This window comes from Actinacidiphila glaucinigra (assembly GCF_900188405.1).
GTDB classification, from domain to species: Bacteria; Actinomycetota; Actinomycetes; order Streptomycetales; family Streptomycetaceae; genus Actinacidiphila; species Actinacidiphila glaucinigra.
Map to the genome: position 1 here is coordinate 1 of NZ_FZOF01000009.1, position 22,091 is coordinate 22,091.

14 protein-coding genes, 1 rRNA gene and 1 pseudogene are annotated in these 22,091 nt (G+C 73.2%); 6 read left to right on the top strand and 10 right to left on the bottom strand.

Annotated elements, in window-relative coordinates; all coding sequences use genetic code 11:
* Positions 1–92: ribosomal RNA gene (locus CHF15_RS20160) — 16S ribosomal RNA — on the bottom strand; the annotation flags it as partial.
* A gap of 590 nt (positions 93–682) precedes the next feature.
* The gene (locus CHF15_RS20170; RefSeq protein WP_089225249.1) at positions 683–1,246 is read right to left on the bottom strand and encodes a MarR family winged helix-turn-helix transcriptional regulator; all 564 of its coding nucleotides are present in this window, start codon (positions 1,244–1,246) and stop codon (positions 683–685) included.
* A 116-nt stretch (positions 1,247–1,362) separates the two neighbouring features.
* Between CHF15_RS20170 and CHF15_RS20175 the strand changes: the two genes are divergently transcribed.
* Positions 1,363–2,610, top strand: coding sequence for an MFS transporter (locus CHF15_RS20175; protein WP_089225445.1), 1,248 nt, complete (start codon positions 1,363–1,365; stop codon positions 2,608–2,610).
* 7 nt (positions 2,611–2,617) lie between these two features.
* Here CHF15_RS20175 and CHF15_RS20180 read toward each other — a convergent pair whose 3' ends face one another.
* Together CHF15_RS20180 and CHF15_RS20185 are read right to left on the bottom strand one after the other, a co-directional pair.
* Complete coding sequence (locus CHF15_RS20180) at positions 2,618–4,267, bottom strand: ATP-binding SpoIIE family protein phosphatase (protein ID WP_089225250.1); 1,650 nt, start codon at positions 4,265–4,267, stop codon at positions 2,618–2,620.
* Positions 4,268–4,383: 116 nt separating this feature from the next.
* Positions 4,384–5,763, bottom strand: coding sequence for an NAD(P)/FAD-dependent oxidoreductase (locus tag CHF15_RS20185; RefSeq protein ID WP_089225251.1), 1,380 nt, complete (start codon positions 5,761–5,763; stop codon positions 4,384–4,386).
* 294 nt (positions 5,764–6,057) lie between these two features.
* Here CHF15_RS20185 and CHF15_RS20190 point away from each other — a divergent pair, with 294 nt between their 5' ends.
* Both CHF15_RS20190 and CHF15_RS20195 read left to right on the top strand, forming a co-directional pair.
* On the top strand, positions 6,058–6,756 hold the full coding sequence (locus CHF15_RS20190; RefSeq protein WP_089225252.1) for a TetR/AcrR family transcriptional regulator: 699 nt from the start codon (positions 6,058–6,060) through the stop codon (positions 6,754–6,756).
* Between the two features lie 110 nt (positions 6,757–6,866).
* Positions 6,867–8,732 carry a sigma-70 family RNA polymerase sigma factor gene (locus tag CHF15_RS20195; protein ID WP_089225253.1) on the top strand — a complete coding sequence of 622 codons (1,866 nt, stop codon included), beginning with the start codon at positions 6,867–6,869 and terminating at the stop codon, positions 8,730–8,732.
* A 24-nt stretch (positions 8,733–8,756) separates the two neighbouring features.
* Here the strand turns inward: CHF15_RS20195 and CHF15_RS20200 are convergent, their stop codons facing one another.
* The 6 genes and pseudogenes from CHF15_RS20200 to CHF15_RS20225 all read right to left on the bottom strand — a co-directional run bounded on the left by CHF15_RS20200 (position 8,757) and on the right by CHF15_RS20225 (position 20,499).
* Positions 8,757–9,455: a DsbA family oxidoreductase gene (locus CHF15_RS20200; protein WP_089225254.1), complete on the bottom strand. Its 699-nt coding sequence runs from the start codon at positions 9,453–9,455 to the stop codon at positions 8,757–8,759.
* Positions 9,456–9,562: 107 nt separating this feature from the next.
* A complete protein-coding gene (locus CHF15_RS20205) occupies positions 9,563–12,811 on the bottom strand; it encodes a BTAD domain-containing putative transcriptional regulator (protein WP_089225255.1) in 3,249 nt (1,082 codons plus the stop codon).
* Positions 12,812–13,666: 855 nt separating this feature from the next.
* Positions 13,667–13,852: pseudogene (locus tag CHF15_RS20210) on the bottom strand (galactokinase); the annotation flags it as partial.
* Positions 13,853–14,097: 245 nt separating this feature from the next.
* Positions 14,098–17,157 carry a dTMP kinase gene (gene tmk / locus CHF15_RS20215; protein ID WP_089225256.1) on the bottom strand — a complete coding sequence of 1,020 codons (3,060 nt, stop codon included), beginning with the start codon at positions 17,155–17,157 and terminating at the stop codon, positions 14,098–14,100.
* A 79-nt stretch (positions 17,158–17,236) separates the two neighbouring features.
* Entirely contained in the window at positions 17,237–20,110 is a 2,874-nt protein-coding gene (gene topA, locus CHF15_RS20220; protein WP_089225257.1) for a type I DNA topoisomerase, read from the bottom strand.
* A gap of 161 nt (positions 20,111–20,271) precedes the next feature.
* Positions 20,272–20,499 (bottom strand): hypothetical protein, encoded by a 228-nt coding sequence (locus CHF15_RS20225; RefSeq protein ID WP_375819799.1) that lies wholly within the window; start codon positions 20,497–20,499, stop codon positions 20,272–20,274.
* Between the two features lie 310 nt (positions 20,500–20,809).
* On the opposite strand from CHF15_RS20225, the gene CHF15_RS20230 reads away from it, so the two are divergent.
* The 3 genes from CHF15_RS20230 to CHF15_RS20240 all read left to right on the top strand — a co-directional run bounded on the left by CHF15_RS20230 (position 20,810) and on the right by CHF15_RS20240 (position 22,068).
* Positions 20,810–21,220: a TM2 domain-containing protein gene (locus CHF15_RS20230; RefSeq protein WP_089225258.1), complete on the top strand. Its 411-nt coding sequence runs from the start codon at positions 20,810–20,812 to the stop codon at positions 21,218–21,220.
* A gap of 5 nt (positions 21,221–21,225) precedes the next feature.
* A complete protein-coding gene (locus tag CHF15_RS20235) occupies positions 21,226–21,636 on the top strand; it encodes a DUF2752 domain-containing protein (RefSeq protein WP_089225259.1) in 411 nt (136 codons plus the stop codon).
* Positions 21,637–21,789: 153 nt separating this feature from the next.
* Positions 21,790–22,068 (top strand): NINE protein, encoded by a 279-nt coding sequence (locus tag CHF15_RS20240; RefSeq protein ID WP_018562191.1) that lies wholly within the window; start codon positions 21,790–21,792, stop codon positions 22,066–22,068.
* Positions 22,069–22,091: the final 23 nt, after the last annotated feature.

Here is a 22,091-nt window from a genome sequence, read left to right on the forward strand (position 1 = left end):
CTGATCCACCCCGAAGGGCTTTACCGTTCGACTTGCATGTGTTAAGCACGCCGCCAGCGTTCGTCCTGAGCCAGGATCAAACTCTCCGTGAATGTCTTCACGAGAGCGGCACCATCGGGAGGAATAATCCCGACGTGCCCAGCGTCCTCGCTGTGTATTTCTTCAAAGGAACCTCGACCATCCGAACGGATGGACGGGGTATCAACATATCTGGCGTTGACTTTTGGCACGCTGTTGAGTTCTCAAGGAACGGAAGCTTCCTTCGAGACCGTCTCACCGGCCCCTCCGGGCTTTCCCTTCGTTGTCTCCAGCTTAGCAGATCCGATTTCCTTCTCCGCCACCCTCTGGAGGGGGTTCGCCGTCCGGCTTTCGCTTTCCGGCTTTTCCGACTCTATCAGACCGTTTCCGGCCTGATCCCCAGTCAGCGGGGCTTGTCCTCCCGGCTGTTGGGCCGTTCCGACTGGTGAAACATTAGCGGACCGGTGGCGCCCGATGCCAATCGAGCAATTCCTTCGATCCTCATTCCGGAAAACGCACACGCGAACGAGACGACACGAAGCCGTTCGTCGAGATGGGTCTTACGGGATGGCTGCCCGGGGCCGGCCGGAGCCGGTGTTCACCGGCGGGCAACTCGGAGAACATTACGGATCCCCCGTACGTCTGTCAAACCGGGGCAGCAGGGTCAGTCCAGGTCCGTCAGGCGGCCGCCGGCGTCGGGCTGGTCGGCCTCGACGCGACGCAGGAGACGGGTCAGCAGGTCGCCGAGGACGTTGCGTTCGTCGGGGGCGAGGTCCTGGAGGAGGTCCGCCTCGAAGGCGGACGCCATGCGCATCGTCTCCAGCCACTTGCTGCGGCCGAGGTCGGTGAGCTCGACGATGACGCGGACGCGGTTGCGCTCGTCGCGCTCGCGGGTGACCAGTCCCTCCGAGACCATGCGGTCGATGCGGTGGGTCATGGCGGCCGGGGTGAGGCCGAGTCGCTTGGCGAGGTCGCCGGGGCCGAGGCGGTACGGACGGCCCACGACCACAAGGGCCTTGAGGACCTCCCACTCGGCGCTGGTGATGCCGACCGCCGACAGGTGCCGGCTGTAGCCCACGTTCATACGGCGGTTGAGCCTGCCCAGGGCCGTGACGATCTTCTCGACCTGGGGATCCACCTCGGGGTACTCGCGCTGGTAGATCGCGATCTGCTCGTCGAGGTCCAGCTCCTGCGGGGTGCCGGCGGAACCGTCGGATGCGCTCGTCATGGCAGGAGTGTCCCACGAAACTCGTTGGCCCTAAAGACTTCCGGCATGTACTGTTTAGCTTCGAAGTTTAAAGTTGAAGTCTTCATGTTCAAGAACTACTGACCTAAGGGGTGAGTGTGACCACCGCGATGGGCGCCGCGCTGCGCCGGATCCAGCTGGGCAACGCGCTGAGCGCGTTCGGCAACGGCTTCACCGTCCCGTTCCTGTTCGTCTACGTGGCGCAGGTACGGGATCTGGGAGCGGGCACGGCGGGCGTCGTACTGTCCGCGTTTGCCGTCGCCGCGCTCGCCGTGCTGCCGTTCACCGGTCGGACGATCGACCGGAACGGCCCGCTGCCCGTGCTGCTGGCCGGTGCGTTCGCGGCGGCGGTGGGCTCCATGGGCTTCGGGCTCGCGTCGAGCGCGCCCCTGGTGATCGCCGCTTCCGCGGTGATGGGCGCCGGCATCGCCGTGATGCAGCCTGCGCTGGCCACGCTCATCGTGTGGTGCTCCACGCCGAGGACGCGGTCGCGGGCCTTCGCCACACAGTTCTTCCTGAGCAACCTCGGGCTGGGGGTCGGCGGTCTGCTGGGCGGTCTGCTGGTCGACACCTCGCGTCCGGACTCCTTCACGCTGCTCTTCTCGATCGAGGCCGCGATGTTCGTCGTCCTCGGTGTCGTCGCGGCCTCCGTACGGCTGCCGAAGGCGGCGCGCATGGAGACGGTGCCGACGGAGAAGGCGGTCGGCGGCTGGCGGGCGCTGCTCGCCGACCGGGCGATGGTGCAGCTGTGCGTGCTGGGCGGGGTGCTGTTCTTCGCCTGCTACGGGCAGTTCGAGTCGGGGCTCTCGGCGTACGCGGTCGAGGTGACCAAGGTGTCGCCGGCGACGCTGGGCCTCGCCCTCGCGGCGAACACCGCGGCGATCGTGGTGGCGCAGTTCGCCGTCCTGCGGTCGGTGGAGCGGCGGCGGCGCAGCCGGGTGATCGCGGCTGTCGGTCTGCTGTGGGCCGTGGCGTGGGTGGTCGCGGGGCTCGCCGGGCTGACGGGCTCCGCGCACGGGGTCGCGACGGCGATGCTGATCGCCACGTACGCGCTGTTCGGGCTCGGCGAGGCGATGCTGTCGCCGACGGTCGCGCCGCTGGTGGCGGACATGTCGCCGGAGCGGATGGTCGGCCAGTACAACTCGGCGTTCGCGCTGGTGAAGCAGCTGGCGCTGGCCGTGGGTCCGGCGGTCGGCGGGCTGATGGCGGGCGGCGGGATGTACGCCGAGTACATCGTGATGCTGGTCGCGTGCTCGCTGGCGGTCACCGTGCTCTCGGTGCGGCTGGGCCGGCGCCTCACGGTCGGGCAGGACGCGCCGATGCGGGAGCCCGTGCTGGCGGCGTGATCCCCCGTCAGCCGGGGAGTGCGAACTCGCACCACACCGCCTTGCCGCCGCCGGGGGTCCGCCGGGATCCCCAGGCGGAGGCGATGGTGGCGATGATGGAGATGCCCCGGCCGGCCTCGTCGGCCGGTTCGGCGCGGCGGCGGCGCGGCAGGTGGTCGTCGCCGTCGGTGACCTCGATGATCAGGCGCCGGTCGGTACGGCGCAGCCGCAGTCGCATGGGCGGAACGCCGTGCTGGAGCGAGTTGGCGACCAGTTCGCTGGCGGCGAGGACGCCGAGGTCGACGAGTTCGACGGGGAAGCGCCAGGAGGTCAGCACACCCTGGGCGAAGGCGCGGGCGCGGGGGGCCGCCTCGATGCCGCCGAGCAGTTCCAGGGATGCGTTGCGGAACAGCTCGGAGTCGTTGCCCTCGCGCTGCGGGTACTGCATGACGAGCACGGCGACGTCGTCGGCATGCTCGGAGGTGACGCCGAGGGCGCGCAGCAGGCGGTCGCAGATGACCTGGGGGCTGCCGGTGGCGCCGGCGACGGCGTTCATCAGGGCGGACACGCCCTCGTCGATGTCCTCGCCGCGGCGCTCGATGAGGCCGTCGGTGTAGAGCACGGCGGTGGCGCCCGGCCCGAGGGGGACGGAGCCGGAGGTGTGGACCCAGCCGCCGGTGCCCAGCGGCGGTCCGGTGGGCTCGTCGGCTCGGCGGACGGTGCCGTCGGCGTCGCGGACGACGATCGGCAGGTGGCCGGCGGAGGCGTAGGCCAGCCGTCCCTCGCTGGGGTCGTGGACCGCGTAGACGCAGGTGGCGATCTGGGTGGCGTCGATCTCGGCGGCGAGTCCGTCGAGGAGCTGGATGACCTCGTGCGGGGGCAGGTCGAGGCGGGCGTAGGCGCGGACCGCGGTGCGGAGCTGGCCCATGACGGCGGCCGCGCGCACGCCGCGGCCCATGACGTCGCCGATGACGAGGGCGGTGCGGCCGGCGCCGAGGGTGATGACGTCGTACCAGTCGCCGCCGACGGCGGCGTCGGTGCCGCCGGGCTGGTAGGTGGCGGCGACGCGCAGGTCGTCGGGTTGTTCGAGCTCCTGGGGGAGCAGGCTGCGCTGGAGGGTGACGGCGGTCGCGTGGAGGCGGCGCTCGCTCTCGCGGAGCCGTTCGGCGGACTGGACCTGGTCGGTGACGTCGGTGGCGAAGACCAGGACGCCACCGGTGTCGCCGGCGTCCTTCACCGGGACGGGGCTGCAGGTGAGGGTGAAGTAGCCCTGACGAGTGGCGGTGGCGACCTTGCGGGCCTTGACGGTGCGGGGCTTGCCGCTGCGGAAGACCTGGTCCATCAGGGGGAGCAGGCCGAGTTCGGCGAGCTCGGGGAGGGACTCGCGGGCGGGCTCCCCCGGCGTGCGGGTGCCGAAGACCTCGGCCCACGCCTCGTTGACGTACCCGAGGTGGTGGGTGGGCCCGTGGGTGACCGCGATGAGGGCGGGCAGCCGGCCCAGCACCTCGCGTACGGGGAGGGCGTCGAGGGTGTGCGCCGGCGCGTCCGGGTGCTCGGCGGCCTCCCCGCGCGCTGCGGGTACCGCTCCGCCGGACGGGGGTTCGGCACCGGCGGCCGCCGCCTGGGCATTGCGTCGCTGTGTTCCGGGGAGCCGGGCGCTCCAACGCGTGAGGTTCAAACGTCCGATTCCTCGTATTTGTCACTCTTTGCAGGTGCTGGCGCACGCTTGGTCACGGGTCCAGTGTGGCCGACCCACCGCTCCGGGGGAATCGGCCACCGCATCCGCACTGGCGGTCAGGGCGCGTCGGGCTTTCGTCCGGTCTCCGCGGCGAGCTCGAACTCGGCGCGGGGGTTCTCCAGCGAACCGAGCGAGACGATCTCACGTTTGAAGAGCCCGGACAGGACCCATTCGGCCAGGATGCGCGCCTTGCGGTTGAAGGTGGGCATCCGGCTGAGGTGGTACGCGCGGTGCATGAACCAGGCGGGGTAGCCCTTGAGTTTGCGCCCGTAGACCTGCGCCACGCCCTTGTGGAGACCGAGCGAGGCGACCGATCCCGCGTACGCGTGACGGTAGTCGGTCAGGGGCTCGCCGCGCAGGCTCGCGACGATGTTGTCGGCCAGGACGCGCGCCTGGCGCAGGGCGTGCTGGGCGTTGGGCGCGCAGAGTGCCCCGGGGTCGTCGGAGGTGAGGTCCGGGACGGCGGCGGCGTCGCCCGCGGACCAGGCGCCCTCGGTGCCGGCGATGCGCAGGTCCGCGGTGCACTCGATCCGGCCACGGCCGCCCAGCGGCAGATCGGTGCGGGACAGCACGGGGTGCGGTTTGACGCCGGCCGTCCACACCAGGGTGCGGGTGGGCACGCGGGAGCCGTCGTCGAGGGCGGCGACGCGGTTCTCGCAGGACTCCAGCCGGGTGTTCAGGCGGATGTCGACGTTGCGGCCGCGCAGCTCGCGGATGGCGTACCGGCCCATCTCCTCGCCGACCTCGGGGAGGATGCGGTCGGTGGCCTCGACCAGGATCCACCTCAGGTCGTCGGCCTCGACGTTGTGGTAGTAGCGCACGGCGTAGCGCGCCATGTCCTCCAGCTCGCCGAGCGCCTCCACGCCCGCGTAGCCGCCGCCGACGAAGACAAAGGTCAGGGCAGCGTCGCGGACCTCGACGTCCCGGGTGGAGGAGGCGATGTCGAGCTGCTCCAGGACGTGGTTGCGCAGCCCGATGGCCTCCTCGACGGTCTTGAAGCCGATGCCGTGCTCGGCGAGGCCGGGGATGGGCAGGGTGCGGGAGACCGAGCCGGGTGCCAGCACCAGGTGGTCGTACGGCAGCTCCAGGGCGACGGAGCCCTCCTCCTCGGTGGCGAGGGTGGTGAGCGTGGCGACCCGCTTGCCGTGGTCGATGCGCCGGGCCTCGCCGATGACCAGCGTGCAGCGGTCCAGGACGCGGCGCAGCGGCACCACCACGTGGCGGGGCGAGATGGAGCCCGCGGCCGCCTCGGGCAGGAAGGGCTGGTAGGTCATGTAGGGCTGCGGTTCGACCACGACGATTTCCGCTTCGTCGTGTTTCAGCCTGCGCTGCAGCCGCAAAGCGGTGTACATGCCCACATAACCGCCGCCGACGACGAGGATGCGCGGGATACCGGATTCTTCTGCCGCGCCGGACGGCCCCTTGAGTGCTGCCATCGTTCCATGAGGCAATGGGCCATCGGGGTTTGTCCACAGGGCGGACGGCAATGAATGGCCGAATCCTGTTCTCCGGCAGGTCACGGGCGGGTTTCTGACCGGTGTGAAGTGCCCGAAGGGAGAATCGGCGGCCCGGGTACTCCGATCGTGGGTGGGTTCCCCCTTCATTCTTGACCGGGGCTCAACTATGTTCGTATCCCGCCGGGGTGCTCGCGCGGCGCAGTCCGCCGCCTTCCGGCGATCATGGGGTGGGGAGTCTCCGGGGGGAGACGCGATTAACCGGGGGATACACATATGCATATTCAGGACCCGCAATGGGCGATGACCGCGACCGTCAGCGGCCATCCCGATCCGGACGTGCGCGGTGGCGGCGGGGGCCGTACGTCCCCGCTGCGGGTGGACGCACAGCGCAACCTCGAGCACGTCCTGAGGGCCGCGCGCGAGGTCTTCGGCGAGCTGGGGTACGGCGCGCCGATGGAGGACGTGGCGCGGCGGGCCCGGGTGGGCGTCGGCACCGTCTACCGGCGCTTCCCCAGCAAGGACGTGCTGGTACGGCGCATAGCCGAGGAGGAGACGGCACGGCTGACGGAGCAGGCGCGCTCGGCCCTGGGCCAGGAGGAGGAGGCCTGGTCGGCGCTGTCCCGCTTCCTGCGCACGTCGGTGGCCTCCGGCGCCGGGCGGCTGCTGCCGCCGCAGGTGCTGCAGGTGCAGCCGGCCGGTGCGGCCGAAGGGGCGCGGGTGCCGCAGCAGCGCGGCGGGGCCGACGACATCACGTCGGGCGCCGGGATCACCGCCCTCCTGGACGTAGTCGGGCAGCTGGTGGAGCGGGCACGGGCGGCCGGTGAGCTGCGCGTGGACGTGTCGGTGGCCGACGTGCTGCTGGTGATCGCCACCGCGGCGCCGTCGCTGCCGGACCCGGCCCAGCAGGCCGCCGCCTCGGCCCGGTTGCTGGACATCCTGCTGGAGGGACTGCGGTCCCGTCCGGGGGCGTGACGCTGACCCGTTCAGGTGATGACCCGCTTCCGGGGGGTGAAACTCCCCGGACGGGTGGTTCTGATGCTTGACAGGTCGTCGGACGGTAAGGGTGTGCCACTCTTACGCCCGTGGATGAAGGAAACGGGGAGTCCGGTCCGCCCGCGGAGGCTGGGGCGGACTCCGGTGGGGGTCCGCCGTCCGGCCGCGTACCGGAGCAGCGGGAGCCGCTCGCGGAGCGTCTCCCCGAGGCCGCGGACGCTCCCGGGACGCAGTTGTCCGACGCCGACCTGGTCGCCCGGGTGCGCGGCGGCGACGACAGCGCGTACGAGGAGCTGTACCGGCGGCACGTGGCGGCCGTGCGACGGTACGCACGCGGCTGCTGCCGTGACCGGCACACCGCCGAGGACCTGACCGGCGAGGTCTTCGCCCGTACGCTGCAGGCGATCCGCGGCGGCAGCGGTCCGGACGCCGCGGTGCGCGCCTACCTGCTCACCACGGTGCGGCGGGTGGCCGCGTCCTGGGGCAGCACGGCCAAGCGGGAGCAACTGGTCGACGACTTCGCGGTGTTCGCGGTCACCTCGGCCGGCGCCGCGGCCGCCGAGGGCACCCAGGAGCTGGGCGCGGACGTACGGGCCATGCACGAGGCCGAACGCTCCCTGGCCATCCAGGCCTTCCGTACCCTCCCCGAACGCTGGCAGGCGGTGCTGTGGCACACCGCGGTCGAGGAGGAGTCGCCCAGCAAGGTCGCGCCGCTGCTCGGGCTGACGGCCAACGCCACGGCCGTACTGGCGCACCGGGCCCGCGAGGGACTGCGCCAGGCCTACCTGCAGGCGCATGTGTCGTCCACGCTGACCGCCGAGGGGTCCTGCGCCCGCTACGCGGACCGGCTCGGCGCCCACGCCCGCGGCGGACTGCGGATGCGGGCCGACCGGGAGCTGCGCAAGCACCTGGAGGAGTGTGCCAACTGCCGCCTGGCGGCGGCGGAGCTGGCGGACGTGAACGCGGCGCTCAAGGGGCTGCTGCCGGTCGCGGTCGTCGGCTGGTTCGGCGCCGCGTACGCGGCCAAGGCGGCGGGCATCGCCGCGGGCGGTGCGGCGGCCGGTGCCGGCGCGGGCGCCGCGGCAGCCGCCGCTTCGGGCGGCTCGGGCGGTGGTGCGGCGGCGGGCGCCGGTGGTGCGGCGGCCGCGGAAGGGGCCGCCGCACCGGTGAAGATCGCCGTCGCCGCTGGGCTGGCGCTCGCGGCGGCCGGTGCCGTGGTGGCGATCGCCCTGACCGGGGACGACAGCACGCCCCGGCCGCAGGCGCAGAGCAAGCCCTCGGCCGCGCCGGCCGTACCGGCGCCGTCGCCCACGCCCACCCCCTCGGCGTCGCGGCCCTCCCCCGCGCCGAGCCCGACGCCGTCCGTCCCGGCCCCCGTGGCCGTCGCCCCGACCCCGGCGCCTGCGGCGCGTCCCGTCGAGGAACCGGCGCCCACGCCCAGTGAGCCGCCCGCCGCGTCCCCCAGCCGTACCCCGGAGCCCACTCCCACGCCCACGCCCACTCCGACGCCGACCCCGGTGCCCGATCCGGTGGTCCACCGGCTGAGCGGGCTCGGCTACGGCGTCGCCGGCCGCTCGGACCGGCCCACGATCCGGCTCGGCAACTGGGTCTGGCAGCGCTGGGGCCTCCGCGTCGGCGGCACGCGCTACCCCGACGGCATCACCGTCGGCGCGCCGTCCACCGTCACCATCGACCTCAACCGCTCCTGCACCGCCTTCGACGCCGTGGTCGGCATCGACGACCTCGCGCTGGGCTTCGGCGCGGCGCGCTTCTCGGTCCACGGCGACCACGGGCAACTGTGGCGTTCCGAGGTGCTGCGCGGCGGTGACCCCGGGGTGCCGGTGCACGTGCCGATCGCCGGCAACAGCACCATCCGGCTGAAGGTCGAACCGACGCGCAGGTTCCACGTGGTGAACGTCGCGGACTGGGCGGTGTCCCGGATCACCTGCGACTGAGACGTGCCGCCGCTCCCCGCCGGTTCAGCCGGCCGGGACCTCGCACGCGCCGTCGGTGCAGGCGTCGGCCGCGGGGGCGGCCGGTACGGCGCCGGTCTCCTGGGCGACCTGCTCCAGCACGCGCAGGAAGGTCGAGGACTCCTGGCCGCCCTGGACGGCCCACTTGCCCTCGAAGACGAAGGTCGGGACGGCGTTCACGCCGATGGCGCGGGCGTCGTCCATCTCGGCGAGCACCTCCGCGCGGCCCTCGTCGGAGGCGAGGAACACGGCCGCGCGGTCGCGGTCCAGTCCCGCCTCGGCGGCGAGCGCGGCCAGCGTGTCGCGGTCGCCGACGTCGGCGCCCTCGGCGAAGTGCGCCACGAGCAGCCGGTCCTTGAGCGCGGCCTGCTCCTTGGCGCCGTACGCGTTCAGGGCGTGCCACAGCAGGCGGTGGGCGAGCAGGGTGTTGTTCTCGATGGCGCGGTCGAAGTCGAAGGCCAGACCCTCGGCGCGGCCGAGCTCCTCCAGGCGGGCGTCCATCGCCGCGGACTGCGGGCCGTAGCGCTCGTTGAGGTAGGCACGGTGGGACTCCGGGGTCTCCGACTTGTCGGGGGCGAGCTGGAAGGGGCGGTAGACCACCTCGACCTGGTCGGCCTGCGGGAAGGCGGCGAGCGCCCGCTCGAAGCGGCGCTTGCCGACATAGCACCAGGGGCAGGCGATGTCGCTGTAGATCTCGACCTTCATGCTCTCTCCGTCACCGAAATCAGCGGTTGAATCCTCAAGGATGCAACGAGGAGGCCGTCCCCGGCCATTCCCCGGCACCGATCTCCCGGCGCCGTTCTCCCGCGCGGTCAGGCGGTCGCCTCGGCCAGCAGCGCGTGGGCGCCCTCGCCGCCCAGTTCCCGGCCGCCGGCGCGGGCCCGCTCGTACGGGCCGTCCTCGAGCGCCGCGCGGGCCAGTGCCTCCGCCGCGCGTACCCCCTCCTCCTCGGGGACCGGACGCGGCAGCCCCGCCCGGAGCCCGTCGGCCGCACCGTGCAGCCGGGCGGCCCGTACGGGATCACCGAGGGCGAGCAGCACCTCGGCGGCGTACTCGACGGCCGACGCCAGCCGCGGTTCGGCGCAGAAGCCGTCGAGCCCCGCGCGCAGCGCCACCGCGAATCCGGCCAGGGCGCCCGCCGTGTCGCCCTCGGCGGCGGCGACCCTGGCCGAGAGGCTCGCCACCAGCAGCTCGAAGTCCGGCGGTGGCGTGCCCATCCGTCCTTCGCCGTGCGCGAGTTCGACCAGCCTCCGGGCCTCCCGGTGGTCGCCGCGGCGCAGCAGGATCGTCGCCAGCAGCGCGCGGATGTAGGCGCGGGCGTCCCACACCCCGTACTGCTCGGCCTCCTCGGCCGCCTGGCGCAGCAGCTTCTCGGCGGCGTCGTCATCGCCTTCCCGGTGGGCCAGTTCGCCGAGGCGGGAACGGACGAAGATGCCCTCCACGTGCGCGCCCAGCTCACCGCCGAGCCGCAGCGCCTCCTCCAGATCCGCGCGGGCCGCCGCGTAGTCGCCGTACGCCAGCGCCATCTCGGCGCCGGCCTCGCAGACCTGGGCGCGCATCCAGCGGTCGCCGAGCCGCTCGCTGAGCTCCAGCAGCTCCGGCCAGTCGGCGGCGGCCCGCGGGAGCCCGCCGGGGAGGTCGATCGTGATGTGCGTACGGAACATCAGCGCGGCCGCGAGCTCCCACTCGCCGCCGTACGTGCGGCACGCGGCCACCATGGCGTCCGCGTGGCCCCGGATCGCCTCGTGGCGGCCCACGACGTAGTCGGAGAACGGCCACAGGATGCCCGGGAAGCGGGTCGAGTGCGGGCTCGGCACGCTGTAGACCTCGATGATCCTCGACGCCAGCGCCAGCATCTGCGGGCTCTGCATCTCCTCGCGGGGCGTGGTGTCGCTGACCACGAACAGATGGAGCAGCCGCAGGCTCATCCGCGGCCAGAAACCGGGGGCGCCCGGATCGTCCGGCAGTTCGGACATCGCGATGAGCCGGACGAGCCACTCCCGCGCCTCGTCACGGAAGTTGCGCAGCCACCAGAACCAGCCCATGGCCAGGGCCAGGGCGATCGCCTCGTCCTCGTCCCCCGCGTCGATCGTCCGGCGCAGCACGGCCCGGACGTTGTCCAGGTCGGCCTCCACGCGCGCCGCCCAGACCAGCTGGTCGGGGCCGCGCATGGCGGAGTCGGCGGTGCGGGCGAAGTCCGTGAAGTACGCGGTGTGCCTGCGGGCCGCCTCCGCCAGGTCGGCGGGGTCGTCCGCGGCGCGCTCGGCGGCGTACTCGTGGATCGTCTCCAGCAGCCGGTAGCGCACCTCCTGCGCACCGTGGTCCACGACGACCAGGGACTTGTCGACGAGCTGGCCGATCAGCTCCAGCGCCTCCTCCCCGCACACAGCCTCCGCCGCCTGCAGCGTGCAGCCGCCGGCGAAGACGCTGAGCCGGCGCAGCGCCGTGCGCTCCGCCCCACCGAGCAGGTCCCAGCTCCAGTCGACGACCGCGCGCAGCGTCTGCTGGCGGGGCAGCGCGGTGCGGCTGCCGCCGGTCAGCAGCCGGAAGCGGTCGTCGAGGCGGGCCGCGATCTGCCGCGGGGTGAGCACCCTCAACCGGGCGGCGGCCAGTTCGATGGCCAGCGGCAGCCCGTCGAGGCGGCGGCAGATCTCGTCCACCGCCTCCGAGTGGTCGCGGTCCGCGTCGAAGCCCGGGCGTACGGCCGCCGCCCGCTCCACGAACAGCCGGTGCGCGGTCGGCAGCGGCAGCGGCTCGACCGGGCGCACCGTCTCGCCGGGCAGGCCCAGCGGCTCCCGGCTCGTGGCGAGCACGGTCACCCCTGGGCAGGCGGCGAGCAGTTGGTCGGTGAGCGCGGCCGCGGCGTCGATGACGTGCTCGCAGTTGTCGAGCACCAGCAGCATGCGGCGCTGCGCGCAGTGCTCCAGCAGCCGCGCGGCCGGGTCGGCCTCCTGGCCCGCGCTGCGCACCTCGCGGGCGGCGGCCAGCACGGCCGTGTCACGGCGCCCGATCGCGCTCAGCACGGCGTCCGGTACGGCGGCCGGGCGGTCCAGCGGGGCGAACTCCGCCAGCCACACCCCGTCCGGGTAGGCCGAGGAGCCGGTCACGGCGGCCGCGGCCTCCTGCGACAACCGGGTCTTGCCGGAGCCGCCGGGCCCGGTCAGCGTCACCAGGCGGTGCGTGCCGTCGGTCAGGCTCGCGCGCAGCGTGCCGAGTTCGGCCTCGCGGCCGACGAAACTGGTCAGGCGGGCCCGCAGGTTCCCGGTGCGGGGCGGGGTGGCGGAGGTGGGGGGCGCCGTTCGGGGTTCCGCGGAGAGCAGCTGGGCGTGCAGGGTCCGCAGTTCCGGGCCCGGGTCGGTGCCGAGGCGGTCGGCGAGGGCCAGGCGGGTGTCCTCGTACGCGGCCAGGGCGTCGGCGGGGCGGCCCGCCGCGCGCAGCGCGCGTATCAACTGCGCCCGGAACGGCTCGTGCAGCGGGTGCTCGGCGACCAGCCCGCGCAGTTGCGGCAGCAGTTCGGCGGCGCGGCCGAGCGCGAGGCACGCCTCGATGCGGCGGTACGTCGCGGACAGCCGCAGGTCCTCCGCCCGGGCGGCGGCCGAACCCCGGTCCGGCAGGTCCGCCAGCGCGGGGCCGCGCCACAGCGCGAGCGCGGACTCCAGGGTCTCCGCGGCGCCGGCGGGGTCGCCGGCGTCGAGGGCGGCGCCGCCCTCGCGCACGAGGCGCTCGAAGAGGTGGAGGTCGACGTCGTCCGGGGTGTCCGTGAGCAGGCGGTAGCCGGCGGGGCCCGAGGCGATGGTGTCCCTGGCGCCGTCCGTGTCCCGGGGCCCGAGGGCGCGGCGCAGCCTCGACACGAGCGCCTGCAGCGCGCCGGAGGCGTCCTGGGGCGGCCCGTCGCCCTCGCCGCCCCACACCTCGGCGATCAGGGCGTCCGGGGACACCGCGTGCGGGGCGTTCAGCGCGAGTGCGGCCAGCAGGGCCCGCAGTCGCTTGCCGCTGCCCAGGGACACGGGCGCGCCGCGGGGGCCGCGCGCCTCCGTGGCGCCGAGGATCAGGTACCGCACAGGGTCATTCTTACGGTGCGGGCCCTGCGGTGCGAAGCGGTTTGCTCGTGCCCGGCGCGGTTACGGCTGCGCCGGGCTGCCCGGTGGTTGGGTGCGGGTGCGTTGCGCCTGCGGCGGGCGGTTCTCCCACCCTCCCGCCCTCCCCCAGCCTTCGGCCGGGGGGACCCCCACCCGGCGCGGTTGGTGCGGGCCTGCGCGCGTGCGTGGTGGGCCGGGTGCGGGGCCTCCGGGGCTGCACGTCCTGGACTGGGTTATTTACGTGCATGGCGGGCGGTCCATGTCCGAGTCCCGGATGCCGCACACAAATATCCCGCAGCGTCCAGAACATCCACCCCTACGACCCCGCCCCCTCCGTATCCGTGGGCGACTGACGGCCGGTGGGAGGTGATGGGGTACACCCCTCTCCGCACGGCTGGAGGCTGCCCCAGCAGGGGTTCACCCGGCCGAAGGCCGAGCAAGGATGCGCGGACCGGTGGCGCGGCCGACTCGCCGGCATCGAGCCGGATGGTGTCGGCGTCGAGTGACGCGTGCAGCAACCACCGATGTCGTTCCGATCGCTCGACAGCACCTCGAAGCACTCGCAGACGCGGGTTACGGCGGGTGCGCCACCCACCGGCAGTATGCGTGGCAACCGGCCGTCTGCACCCGCGGACGGCAACGAGACCCAGGCCCAAAGGAAAGGCGACCCGCTCCGGCGCTTGAACCCGTGCCGCCCACGACCCGCACACGGCGGACAAGCCCCGCCCCCACCCTCCCCTCCGCAGCCGGCGCCTTGCGCCCGCAGGGCGCGAGACGGCGCGACAGCCGGACACGGACACCCGCACCACGCCGCACCCTGTCGACCCGGTAGCGGGCCTACACCAGCCGGCGGGCTCCCACCGACGGCACCGCGGTGAAGACCCGCGGATCGCGGTGACCGGCCGTGGCGAAGGCGCCGGCGATCGCCTCGGCGGTCTTCTCCGCCGCGGACTCCTCCACCAGCACGATCGCCGAACCACCGAAGCCGCCGCCCGTCATACGCGCGCCGAGGGCGCCCACCTCCACACCGGCCGACACCGGACCGCTCCGGCCGCTCTGGGGGTCCCCCCGGCCGAAGGCTGGGGGAGTGCGCCGGCGCGGCATCGGCCCCAAACGTACGCAGCGAGGCGGTCACTGACCGCGCCGGATGGGGGTCCCCCCGGCCGAAGGCTGGGGGAGGGAGGAAGGGCGGGGAAACCGCCCGCCGCAGGCGCAAACAGCCCGCACACAACAACGGACCGCAACCACAACCCACCCGCATAGACGCCCTAGCGGCCGCCACCGCCCCCGCGATCCTCGTCCTCCTCGCGCCCGCCGAGCAACTCGTCCGCAAGGGACGGAAGGTCGTCGAGCGGGGTCTCCTCGGCCCACGAGGGCCGCGGCCGGGGGCGGCGCCCCTCCTCGGACACGGACGGCATCTCCCGCGTGCGCTCGTTCTCCGGGTCCCGCGGCGCCGCCTTGGGTCCCTCCGGCCGGAAGATGCCGGGCGGCACACGGTCCTCGGCGGGGACGGCCGGCAGGACGGCGGTCTCGTCCGCCGCGCCGGGGGCGACCGGGGGCAGGACCGCCGTCTCCTCCACGTCGGCGGGCGCGGCAGGCGCGGCGGGCCGCGGCGTCTCGGCCGGCTTCGTGAAGTCGGGGAATGCCGGCTTGACCGACGGCAGGACCGCCGTCTCGTCGTCCACGGGCACCGCGCGGAGCACCGCGGTCTCCGCGTCCCCGGTCGACGCGGCCGACGCGGCCGACGGCGACTGCGGGCGGGGCGTCTCGACGGTCTTCGTCGCGTCCTCCGCCTCGATGCGGGCCTGCTCGGCCCGCATCAGGGCCTCCTCGGCCTTGCGCTGGCGCTCCAGGCGGCGCTCCTCGGCCTCGGCGCGGAGGCGGGCCTCCTCCTCGGCCTGGCGGCGCAGCCGTTCGTGCTCCTCGCGGCGGACGCGCTCCTCGGCCTCGCGGCGGGCGCGCTCCTCCTCCGCCTGCCTGCGGGCCTCCTCGGCCTGCCTGCGGGCCTCCTCCGCCGCGGCTTCCTCCGCCTGGCGGCGGGCCTCCTCCTCGGCGAGGCGGCGGCGTTCCTCCTCCTCCGCGCGGAGCTTCTCCAGCTGGGCCTGGCGCTCGCGTTCAAGCCGCTCCTCCTCGGCCCGGCGGGCGGCCTCCTCCTCGGCGCGGAGACGGGCTTCCTCCTCGGCCTGGCGGCGGGCCTCCTCGCGGGCCTCGATCTCCTTCTCCGACAGGGGGAGGATCTCGTCGAGACGGTGCCGTATCACCGTCGTGACGGCCTCCGGCTCCTGGGCCGCGTCGACGACCAGGTAGCGGGCGGGGTCGGCCGCGGCGAGCGTGAGGAATCCGGTGCGCACGCGGTCGTGGAACTCCGCGGGCTCGGACTCGAGCCGGTCGGGCGCCTCGGTGAAGCGCTCGCGTGCCGCCTCGGGGGTGACGTCGAGCAGGACGGTCAGGTGCGGGACGAGTCCGTCCGTCGCCCAGCGGGAGATGCGGGCGATCTCGGTCGGCGCGAGGTCGCGCCCGGCGCCCTGGTAGGCGACGGACGAGTCGATGTAGCGGTCGGAGATGACGACCGCGCCGCGCTCCAGCGCGGGGCGTACGACGGTGTCGACGTGCTCGGCCCGGTCTGCGGCGTACAGCAGGGCCTCCGCGCGGTGGGACAGCCCGCCGCTGGAGACGTCGAGCAGGATCGAGCGGAGCCGCTTGCCGACGGCCGTGGCGCCCGGCTCGCGGGTGACGACGACCTCGTGGCCCTTGCCGCGGATCCATTCGGCGACGGCCTCGACCTGGGTGGACTTGCCGGCCCCGTCGCCGCCCTCGACGGCGATGAAGAAGCCGGTGGGGGCGGGCGCCTGCTCGGGGTCGCCGCCGCGCAGGGACTCGCGCAGGTCGCGGCGGAGGGGCACGCCCTGGCGGTCGTCGGTCTTGCCGAGGACGAGCGCCGCGACGGGCAGCAGCAGGGCGCCGATGAGCATGAGAGCGTACGCGGCGCCGCCGTGGTCGAAGGTGAAGTGGCCGTTGACGACGCGGTGCGGGCCGATGCCGCCGGCCAGCAGGGGGGCGCCGACGGCGCCGACCGCCATCAGCAGGTGCGCGACCGCGTGCAGGTGGTCGGTGGCACGGCCCCGGCGGGACTCCTCGGTCTCCTGGTCCACCAGGACGTGCCCGGTGTTGGCCGTGATCCCGGCCGCGACGCCGGCGAGCAGCGCCAGCAGCAGCACGGTCGTCGGGTCGGGCACGATGCCGGCCAGCAGCAGGGCCAGACCGGTGACGGCGATGGCGATGGCGAGCAGGCGCCGCCGGGACAGGCCCGGCAGGGTGCGCGGGGCGATCCGGATGCCGAGCACGGGGCCGGCGGTGAGCGCCAGCACGAGCAGGCCGTAGCCGACCGGGCCCCCGCCGAGGTCGGCGGCGTGCAGCACGGCGAGCGCCACGGCGGCGGCGATGGCGCCGGCGACGGTGGCGGTGCCGAGCACGAGCAACGGTACGGCGCCGGTGCGCCCGCGGTCGTTGCTGCGCAGGCCCTGCAGCGGGGAGTGCGGCGGGGTGGCCTGGTCGCCCGGCAGTTGCAGCAGGTAGAGGACGGCGCCGGAGGCGGCGAACAGCCCTGCGGCGACATAGGAGGCGAGCGCGGCCTGGTGCAGGCCGAACCAGTCGACGCCGAGGCCGATCAGGTTGCCGACGAGCGTGACGACGACGAGGCTCGCGGCGGCGATCGGGAAGGCGACGAAGCCGGTGCGCTGGTCGAGGCGGCGCAGCGCGTCGAGGCGGTCGGGCAGCGGACGTACCGTTCCTGCGCCCGGCGCGGGCGCGGGCAGCAGACCGGGGGCGGCGCCGTCCTTGGCGACGGTCCACAGCCGCTCGGCCACTCCGGTGACGAAGACGGTGACCAGCAGCCAGGCGACGGCATCGGCCGGCACCCAGTCGATCCACAGCGGGGCGACGATCAGCAGCGCGAGGCGTACGACATCGGAGCCGATCATCGTCCACCGGCGGTCGAGCACGCCGCCTGGCCCGGTGAGGGAGCCCAGCGGGCCGAGCAGTACGGCGCCGAAGAGCAGGGCGGCGAGCAGGCGCGCCCCGAAGACGGCCGCGACGGCGAAGGCCGCACCGCGGTATCCGCCGCCGAAGGACTCGGCGCCTGCGGCGGCCTGTGCCGTCAGGACGACCAGGACCAGCAGGGCCAGCCGGTCGCCGACGGTGCCGGTCAGCTGGGCGCCCCACAGCTTGCGCAGGGGCGGGATCTTCAGGAGCGCTCCCACGGCTCGCTGCCGTGAGTCGGCCTCGAGTTCGTCGGCGAACGTGTCCGTTGGCTGCTCGGATCGCGTCATTCCGCCAGCCTATCGGGACCCGGTGCCGTCCCGGAGGGCGCCTGCCGGGACCGCACCGGGTGTGCGGTCCCCGCGGGGACTACTCGGCGGGCTTCGCCGCCGCGGACGCGGCCTTCTTCGCCGTGGTCGTAGCCTTGGCGGCGGTCTTCTTGGCGGTCGTCTTGGCCGCCGCGGTCTTCTTCGCCGCGGTGGTCTTGGCGGCCGTCTTCTTCGCCACGGTCTTCGCCGCGGTCTTGGTCGCGGTCGCCTTCTTCGCCGGGGCCTTCTTCGCCGTCTTCTTGGCGGGGGCCTTGGCCCGCTTCTCGGCGAGCAGTTCGAAGCCGCGCTCGGGCGTGATCGTCTCGACGTCGTCGTCGCGGCGAAGTGTGGCGTTGGTCTCGCCGTCGGTGACGTACGGGCCGAAGCGGCCGTCCTTGACGACGACGGGGCGCTCGCTGACCGGGTCGGTGCCCAGCTCCTTCAGCGGGGGCTTGGCGGCGGCGCGGCCGCGCACCTTCGGCTGGGCGTAGATCGCCAGGGCCTGGTCGAGGGTGATCGTGAAGAGCTGGTCCTCGGTCTCCAGGGAGCGCGAGTCGGTGCCCTTCTTCAGGTACGGGCCGTAGCGGCCGTTCTGCGCGGTGATCTCGACGCCCTCGGCGTCGGCGCCGACGATGCGCGGCAGCGACATCAGCTTGAGCGCGTCCTGGAGGGTCACCGTGTCGAGTGACATCGACTTGAAGAGGGAGGCGGTACGCGGCTTGACCGCGTTCTTGCCGGTCTTCGGGGTGCCCTCGGGGAGGATCTCGGTGACGTACGGGCCGTAGCGGCCGTCCTTGGCCACGATCTGGCGACCGGTCTCCGGGTCGGCGCCCAGCTCGAAGTCGCCGCTCGGCTTGTTGAGCAGTTCCTCGGCGAGCTCGACGGTCAGCTCGTCCGGCGGCATGTCGTCGGGGACGTCGGCGCGCTGCCCGGTCTCGCCCTCGGCCTCGCCGGCCTTCTCCACGTACGGGCCGTAACGGCCGACGCGCAGCACGATGCCGTTGCCGACGGGGAAGGAGGAGACCTCACGGGCGTCGATGGCGCCGAGGTCCTCAACCAGCTCCTTCAGGCCGCCGAGGTGGTCGCCGTCGCCGTTGCCGGCGTCGGCGGCGCCGCCGACCGGGGTCTCGCCCTCGCCGAAGTAGAAGCGCCGCAGCCACGGCACGGCCTGGGCCTCGCCGCGGGCGATGCGGTCGAGGTCGTCCTCCATCCTGGCGGTGAAGTCGTAGTCGACGAGCCGGCCGAAGTGCTTCTCCAGCAGGCCGACGACGGCGAAGGAGAGGAAGGACGGCACCAGGGCCGTGCCCTTCTTGAAGACGTAGCCGCGGTCGAGGATGGTGCCGATGATCGACGCGTACGTCGACGGGCGTCCGATCTCGCGCTCTTCCAGCTCCTTGACCAGCGAGGCCTCGGTGTAGCGGGCGGGCGGCTTGGTGGCGTGGCCGTCGGCGGTGATGTCGCGCGCGGAGAGCGCGTCACCCTCGGTGACGGCGGGCAGCCGGCGCTCGCTGCTGTCGAGCTCGGCGTTGGGGTCGTCGGCACCCTCGACGTAGGCCTTCATGAAGCCGTGGAAGGTGATGATCTTGCCGGAGGCGGAGAACTCGACGTCCCGGCCGTCGGTGGCGCGGCCGCCGACCTTGACGGTGACGGACTGCCCGACCGCGTCCTTCATCTGGGAGGCGACGGTGCGCATCCAGATCAGCTCGTACAGGCGGAACTGGTCGCCGGTGAGGCCCGTCTCGGCCGGGGTGCGGAAACGATCACCCGATGGGCGGATCGCCTCGTGCGCCTCCTGGGCGTTCTTGACCTTGCCCGCGTAGACGCGGGGCTTGTCCGGCAGGTAGTCCGCGCCGTAGAGCTGGGTGACCTGGGCCCGGGCGGCGCTGATCGCGGTCTCCGACAGGGTCGTGGAGTCCGTACGCATGTAGGTGATGAAGCCGTTCTCGTACAGCTTCTGGGCGACCTGCATGGTGGCCTTGGCGCCGAAGCCGAGCTTGCGGCTGGCCTCCTGCTGCAGGGTCGTGGTGCGGAAGGGCGCGTACGGCGAACGGCGGTACGGCTTGGACTCGACCGAGCGGACGGAGAAGGCGGCGCCCTCCAGGGCGGCGGCGAGCGCGCGGGCGGCGGCCTCGTCCAGGTGGAGGACGCCCGCACCCTCCCTGAGCTGCCCGGTCGACCCGAAGTCGCGGCCCTGGGCGACGCGCTTCCCGTCGACGGCGTTGAGCTTGGCGCCGAAGGTGCCGGGGTCGGTGGCATCGCCGGAGCGGCCGGTGGCGAAGGTCGCGGACAGGTCCCAGTACTCGGCGGAGCGGAAGGCGATGCGCTCACGCTCGCGCTGGACGACGAGCCGGGTGGCGACGGACTGGACACGGCCGGCCGACAGGCGCGGCATGACCTTCTTCCACAGGACCGGCGAGACCTCGTAGCCGTAGAGGCGGTCGAGGATGCGGCGGGTCTCCTGGGCGTCGACGAGGGTCTGGTTCAGCTCGCGCGGGTTGCGGACGGCTTCCTGGATGGCGTCCTTGGTGATCTCGTGGAAGACCATCCGGCGGACCGGGACCTTGGGCTTGAGGACTTCCTGCAGGTGCCAGGCGATGGCCTCGCCCTCGCGGTCCTCATCGGTGGCGAGCAGGAGCTCGTCGGACTCCTTGAGCAGGTCCTTCAGCTTCTTGACCTGGGCCTTCTTGTCCGCGTTGACGACGTAGATCGGCTGGAACTCGCTGTCGACGTTGACGCCGAGCCGCGCCCACGGCTGGCCCTTGTACTCCGCCGGCACTTCGGCGGCCCCGTTCGGGAGGTCGCGGATGTGCCCGACGCTGGCCTCGACGACATAGCCGGGGCCGAGGTAGCCCTTGATCGTCTTCGCCTTGGCAGGCGACTCGACGATCACGAGTCGGCGGCCGCTGCCCTGTGCGGTCTCGCGGGTCGGGGACAACTTCGCTCTTCTCTCCGGGTCGAAGGTGGTCTCGCTGCGGAGTGTGACCGTACATCCCGGTCCCGTGTCAAACGGGAAAAGTCCGCAACGCCACTCGAACGGTAACCCGACAAGCGTCCTGTCTGCCGCACGGACTGCCGCCCATGTCCGATTTGCCCAGCTCAGAGGATCAGGAACAGCCAAACCCCGACAAGAAGCGAAACCACTCCGAAGAAACCCGCCACGGCGACAGACGCCGGGCCCCCTCCCTGGACCACCGGCAGGTGCCTCAGCGACCGGGTGACGGTCCAGGCCAGAAGGGCCGCCCCGAAAACCGCGAAGACCGTCCCGGCGAAGATCCCTGGCACCGTTTCCATGTACATGCCCCCCGGATCCCTCTTGTGCTCCATGACCGGCCCGCAGCCTCGGAGAGTGGCACGCCGCGGCGACAGTGGGAAGAACCCACGGTGAACGCCGCCCGAAAAGGGCTGGCCGATTCCTTTCGCTCCCCCCTCACTCCCGTCTCACTCCGGCCTCGCTCCCCGCCGGCCGCTCGCCCGGCCGCGGGGGTACTCCCGCGCTCCCATCCCGCACCCCCTTCCCGCTGTCAGTTCGCGCGTTCCCGCCGCTCCTCCCGCGCTGCTTCCCGCCCCTGCCCGCCTTGACTCGCCTGACAAGATGTCCGGACACACCGAACGTTCACTCAGGGGGAGTCCCGCCATGTCCGACCCGAACAACCCGTACGGCCAGCCCAAGCAGGACGGTTACGGCTACCCGCAGCAGCCCCCGGCCGGCCCGGGCAGCTACGGACAGCAGCCCGGCTACGGCTATCCGCAGCAGGGTTACCCGCAGGGCTACCCCCAGGGCATGTACACCGGCGACCCCAACGCCCCGTACGGCTACGACATGTACGGCCGCCCTCTGTCGGACAAGTCCAAGGTCGTGGCGGGCGTGCTGCAGCTGCTGGCGGGCGGCCTGGGCATCGGCCGCTTCTACGTGGGCGACATCGGCATCGGTGTCGCGCAGCTCCTCACCTGCGGCGGCCTCGGCATCTGGGCGCTGATCGACGGCATCCTCTTCCTGACGAGCAACGACCGCACCGATTCCCAGGGCCGCATCCTGCGCAGCTGACGACGATGGCCTCCCCGACCCGCAACCGCCTCAGGGCCGTGGCCGCACGACCGGCCACGGCCCCCGTGGCGTCGCTCGTCGCGGGCGCGGCGGGCGCCGCCTACCTGTGGGGCACCGACCCGCACCAGGAGGGGCACTGGCTGCCCCGATGCCCCTTCAACTTCCTGACGGGGCTGCTCTGTCCGGCCTGCGGTGCGACCCGCATGGTCTACGACCTGATGCACGGCGACCTGTCGGCCGCCTTCCACGACAACGCGCTGCTGCTCCTGGCGAGCCCCTTTCCCCTCTATCTGTACGCGCGGTGGGTGACGGAGGGGCTGCGCGGCCGGACGTACCGGACGACGATCGGCAAACGCGCGCAATTGGCGGTCCTCGGAGCGGCCGTGGTGTGGGCCGTCGTACGCAACGCGGTTTGACAACGCGGCGATCACGGTTCCGTGACGTCTGTTAATCAGAGGGACAGATGTCCATTTCTAATGCCAAGATTCAGCCAATCCGAGGCGGGGGGCCGGATCAACCGATGCGCGTGCTCCCGCTGATTCGTCCCCATTGCACGAGGAGCACGTTCCATGGCCACGCCTACCCCCACCACTGACGCTCCGTTCGGCCTCGACCCGTCGGGCCGCCCGCTGTCCGACAAGTCCAAGGTCGCCGCCGGCCTGCTCGGCATCTTCCTCGGTGGTCTGGGCATCGGCCGCTTCTACACCGGCCACACCAAGATCGGCGTCCTGCAGCTCGTCGTCTCGGTCGTCACCCTGGGCCTCGGCGGCCTGTGGGGCTTCATCGACGGCATCGTCCGCCTCGCCGGCAGCGCGCCCACCGACGCGCAGGGCCGCGTCCTGCGCTGACCATCCGCGCCCCGACGGCCCGC

Bases quoted from the DNA above. Each gene is read 5' to 3' on its own strand.
- CHF15_RS20170 (WP_089225249.1), bottom strand. From the start codon at position 1,246: ATGACGAGCGCATCCGACGGTTCCGCCGGCACCCCGCAGGAGCTGGAC.
- CHF15_RS20185 (WP_089225251.1), bottom strand. From the start codon at position 5,763: ATGGCAGCACTCAAGGGGCCGTCCGGCGCGGCAGAAGAATCCGGTATC.
- CHF15_RS20190 (WP_089225252.1), top strand. From the start codon at position 6,058: ATGCATATTCAGGACCCGCAATGGGCGATGACCGCGACCGTCAGCGGC.
- CHF15_RS20200 (WP_089225254.1), bottom strand. From the start codon at position 9,455: ATGAAGGTCGAGATCTACAGCGACATCGCCTGCCCCTGGTGCTATGTC.
- tmk (WP_089225256.1), bottom strand. From the start codon at position 17,157: ATGACGCGATCCGAGCAGCCAACGGACACGTTCGCCGACGAACTCGAG.
- CHF15_RS20225 (WP_375819799.1), bottom strand. From the start codon at position 20,499: ATGGAGCACAAGAGGGATCCGGGGGGCATGTACATGGAAACGGTGCCA.
- CHF15_RS20230 (WP_089225258.1), top strand. From the start codon at position 20,810: ATGTCCGACCCGAACAACCCGTACGGCCAGCCCAAGCAGGACGGTTAC.
- CHF15_RS20235 (WP_089225259.1), top strand. From the start codon at position 21,226: ATGGCCTCCCCGACCCGCAACCGCCTCAGGGCCGTGGCCGCACGACCG.
- CHF15_RS20240 (WP_018562191.1), top strand. From the start codon at position 21,790: ATGGCCACGCCTACCCCCACCACTGACGCTCCGTTCGGCCTCGACCCG.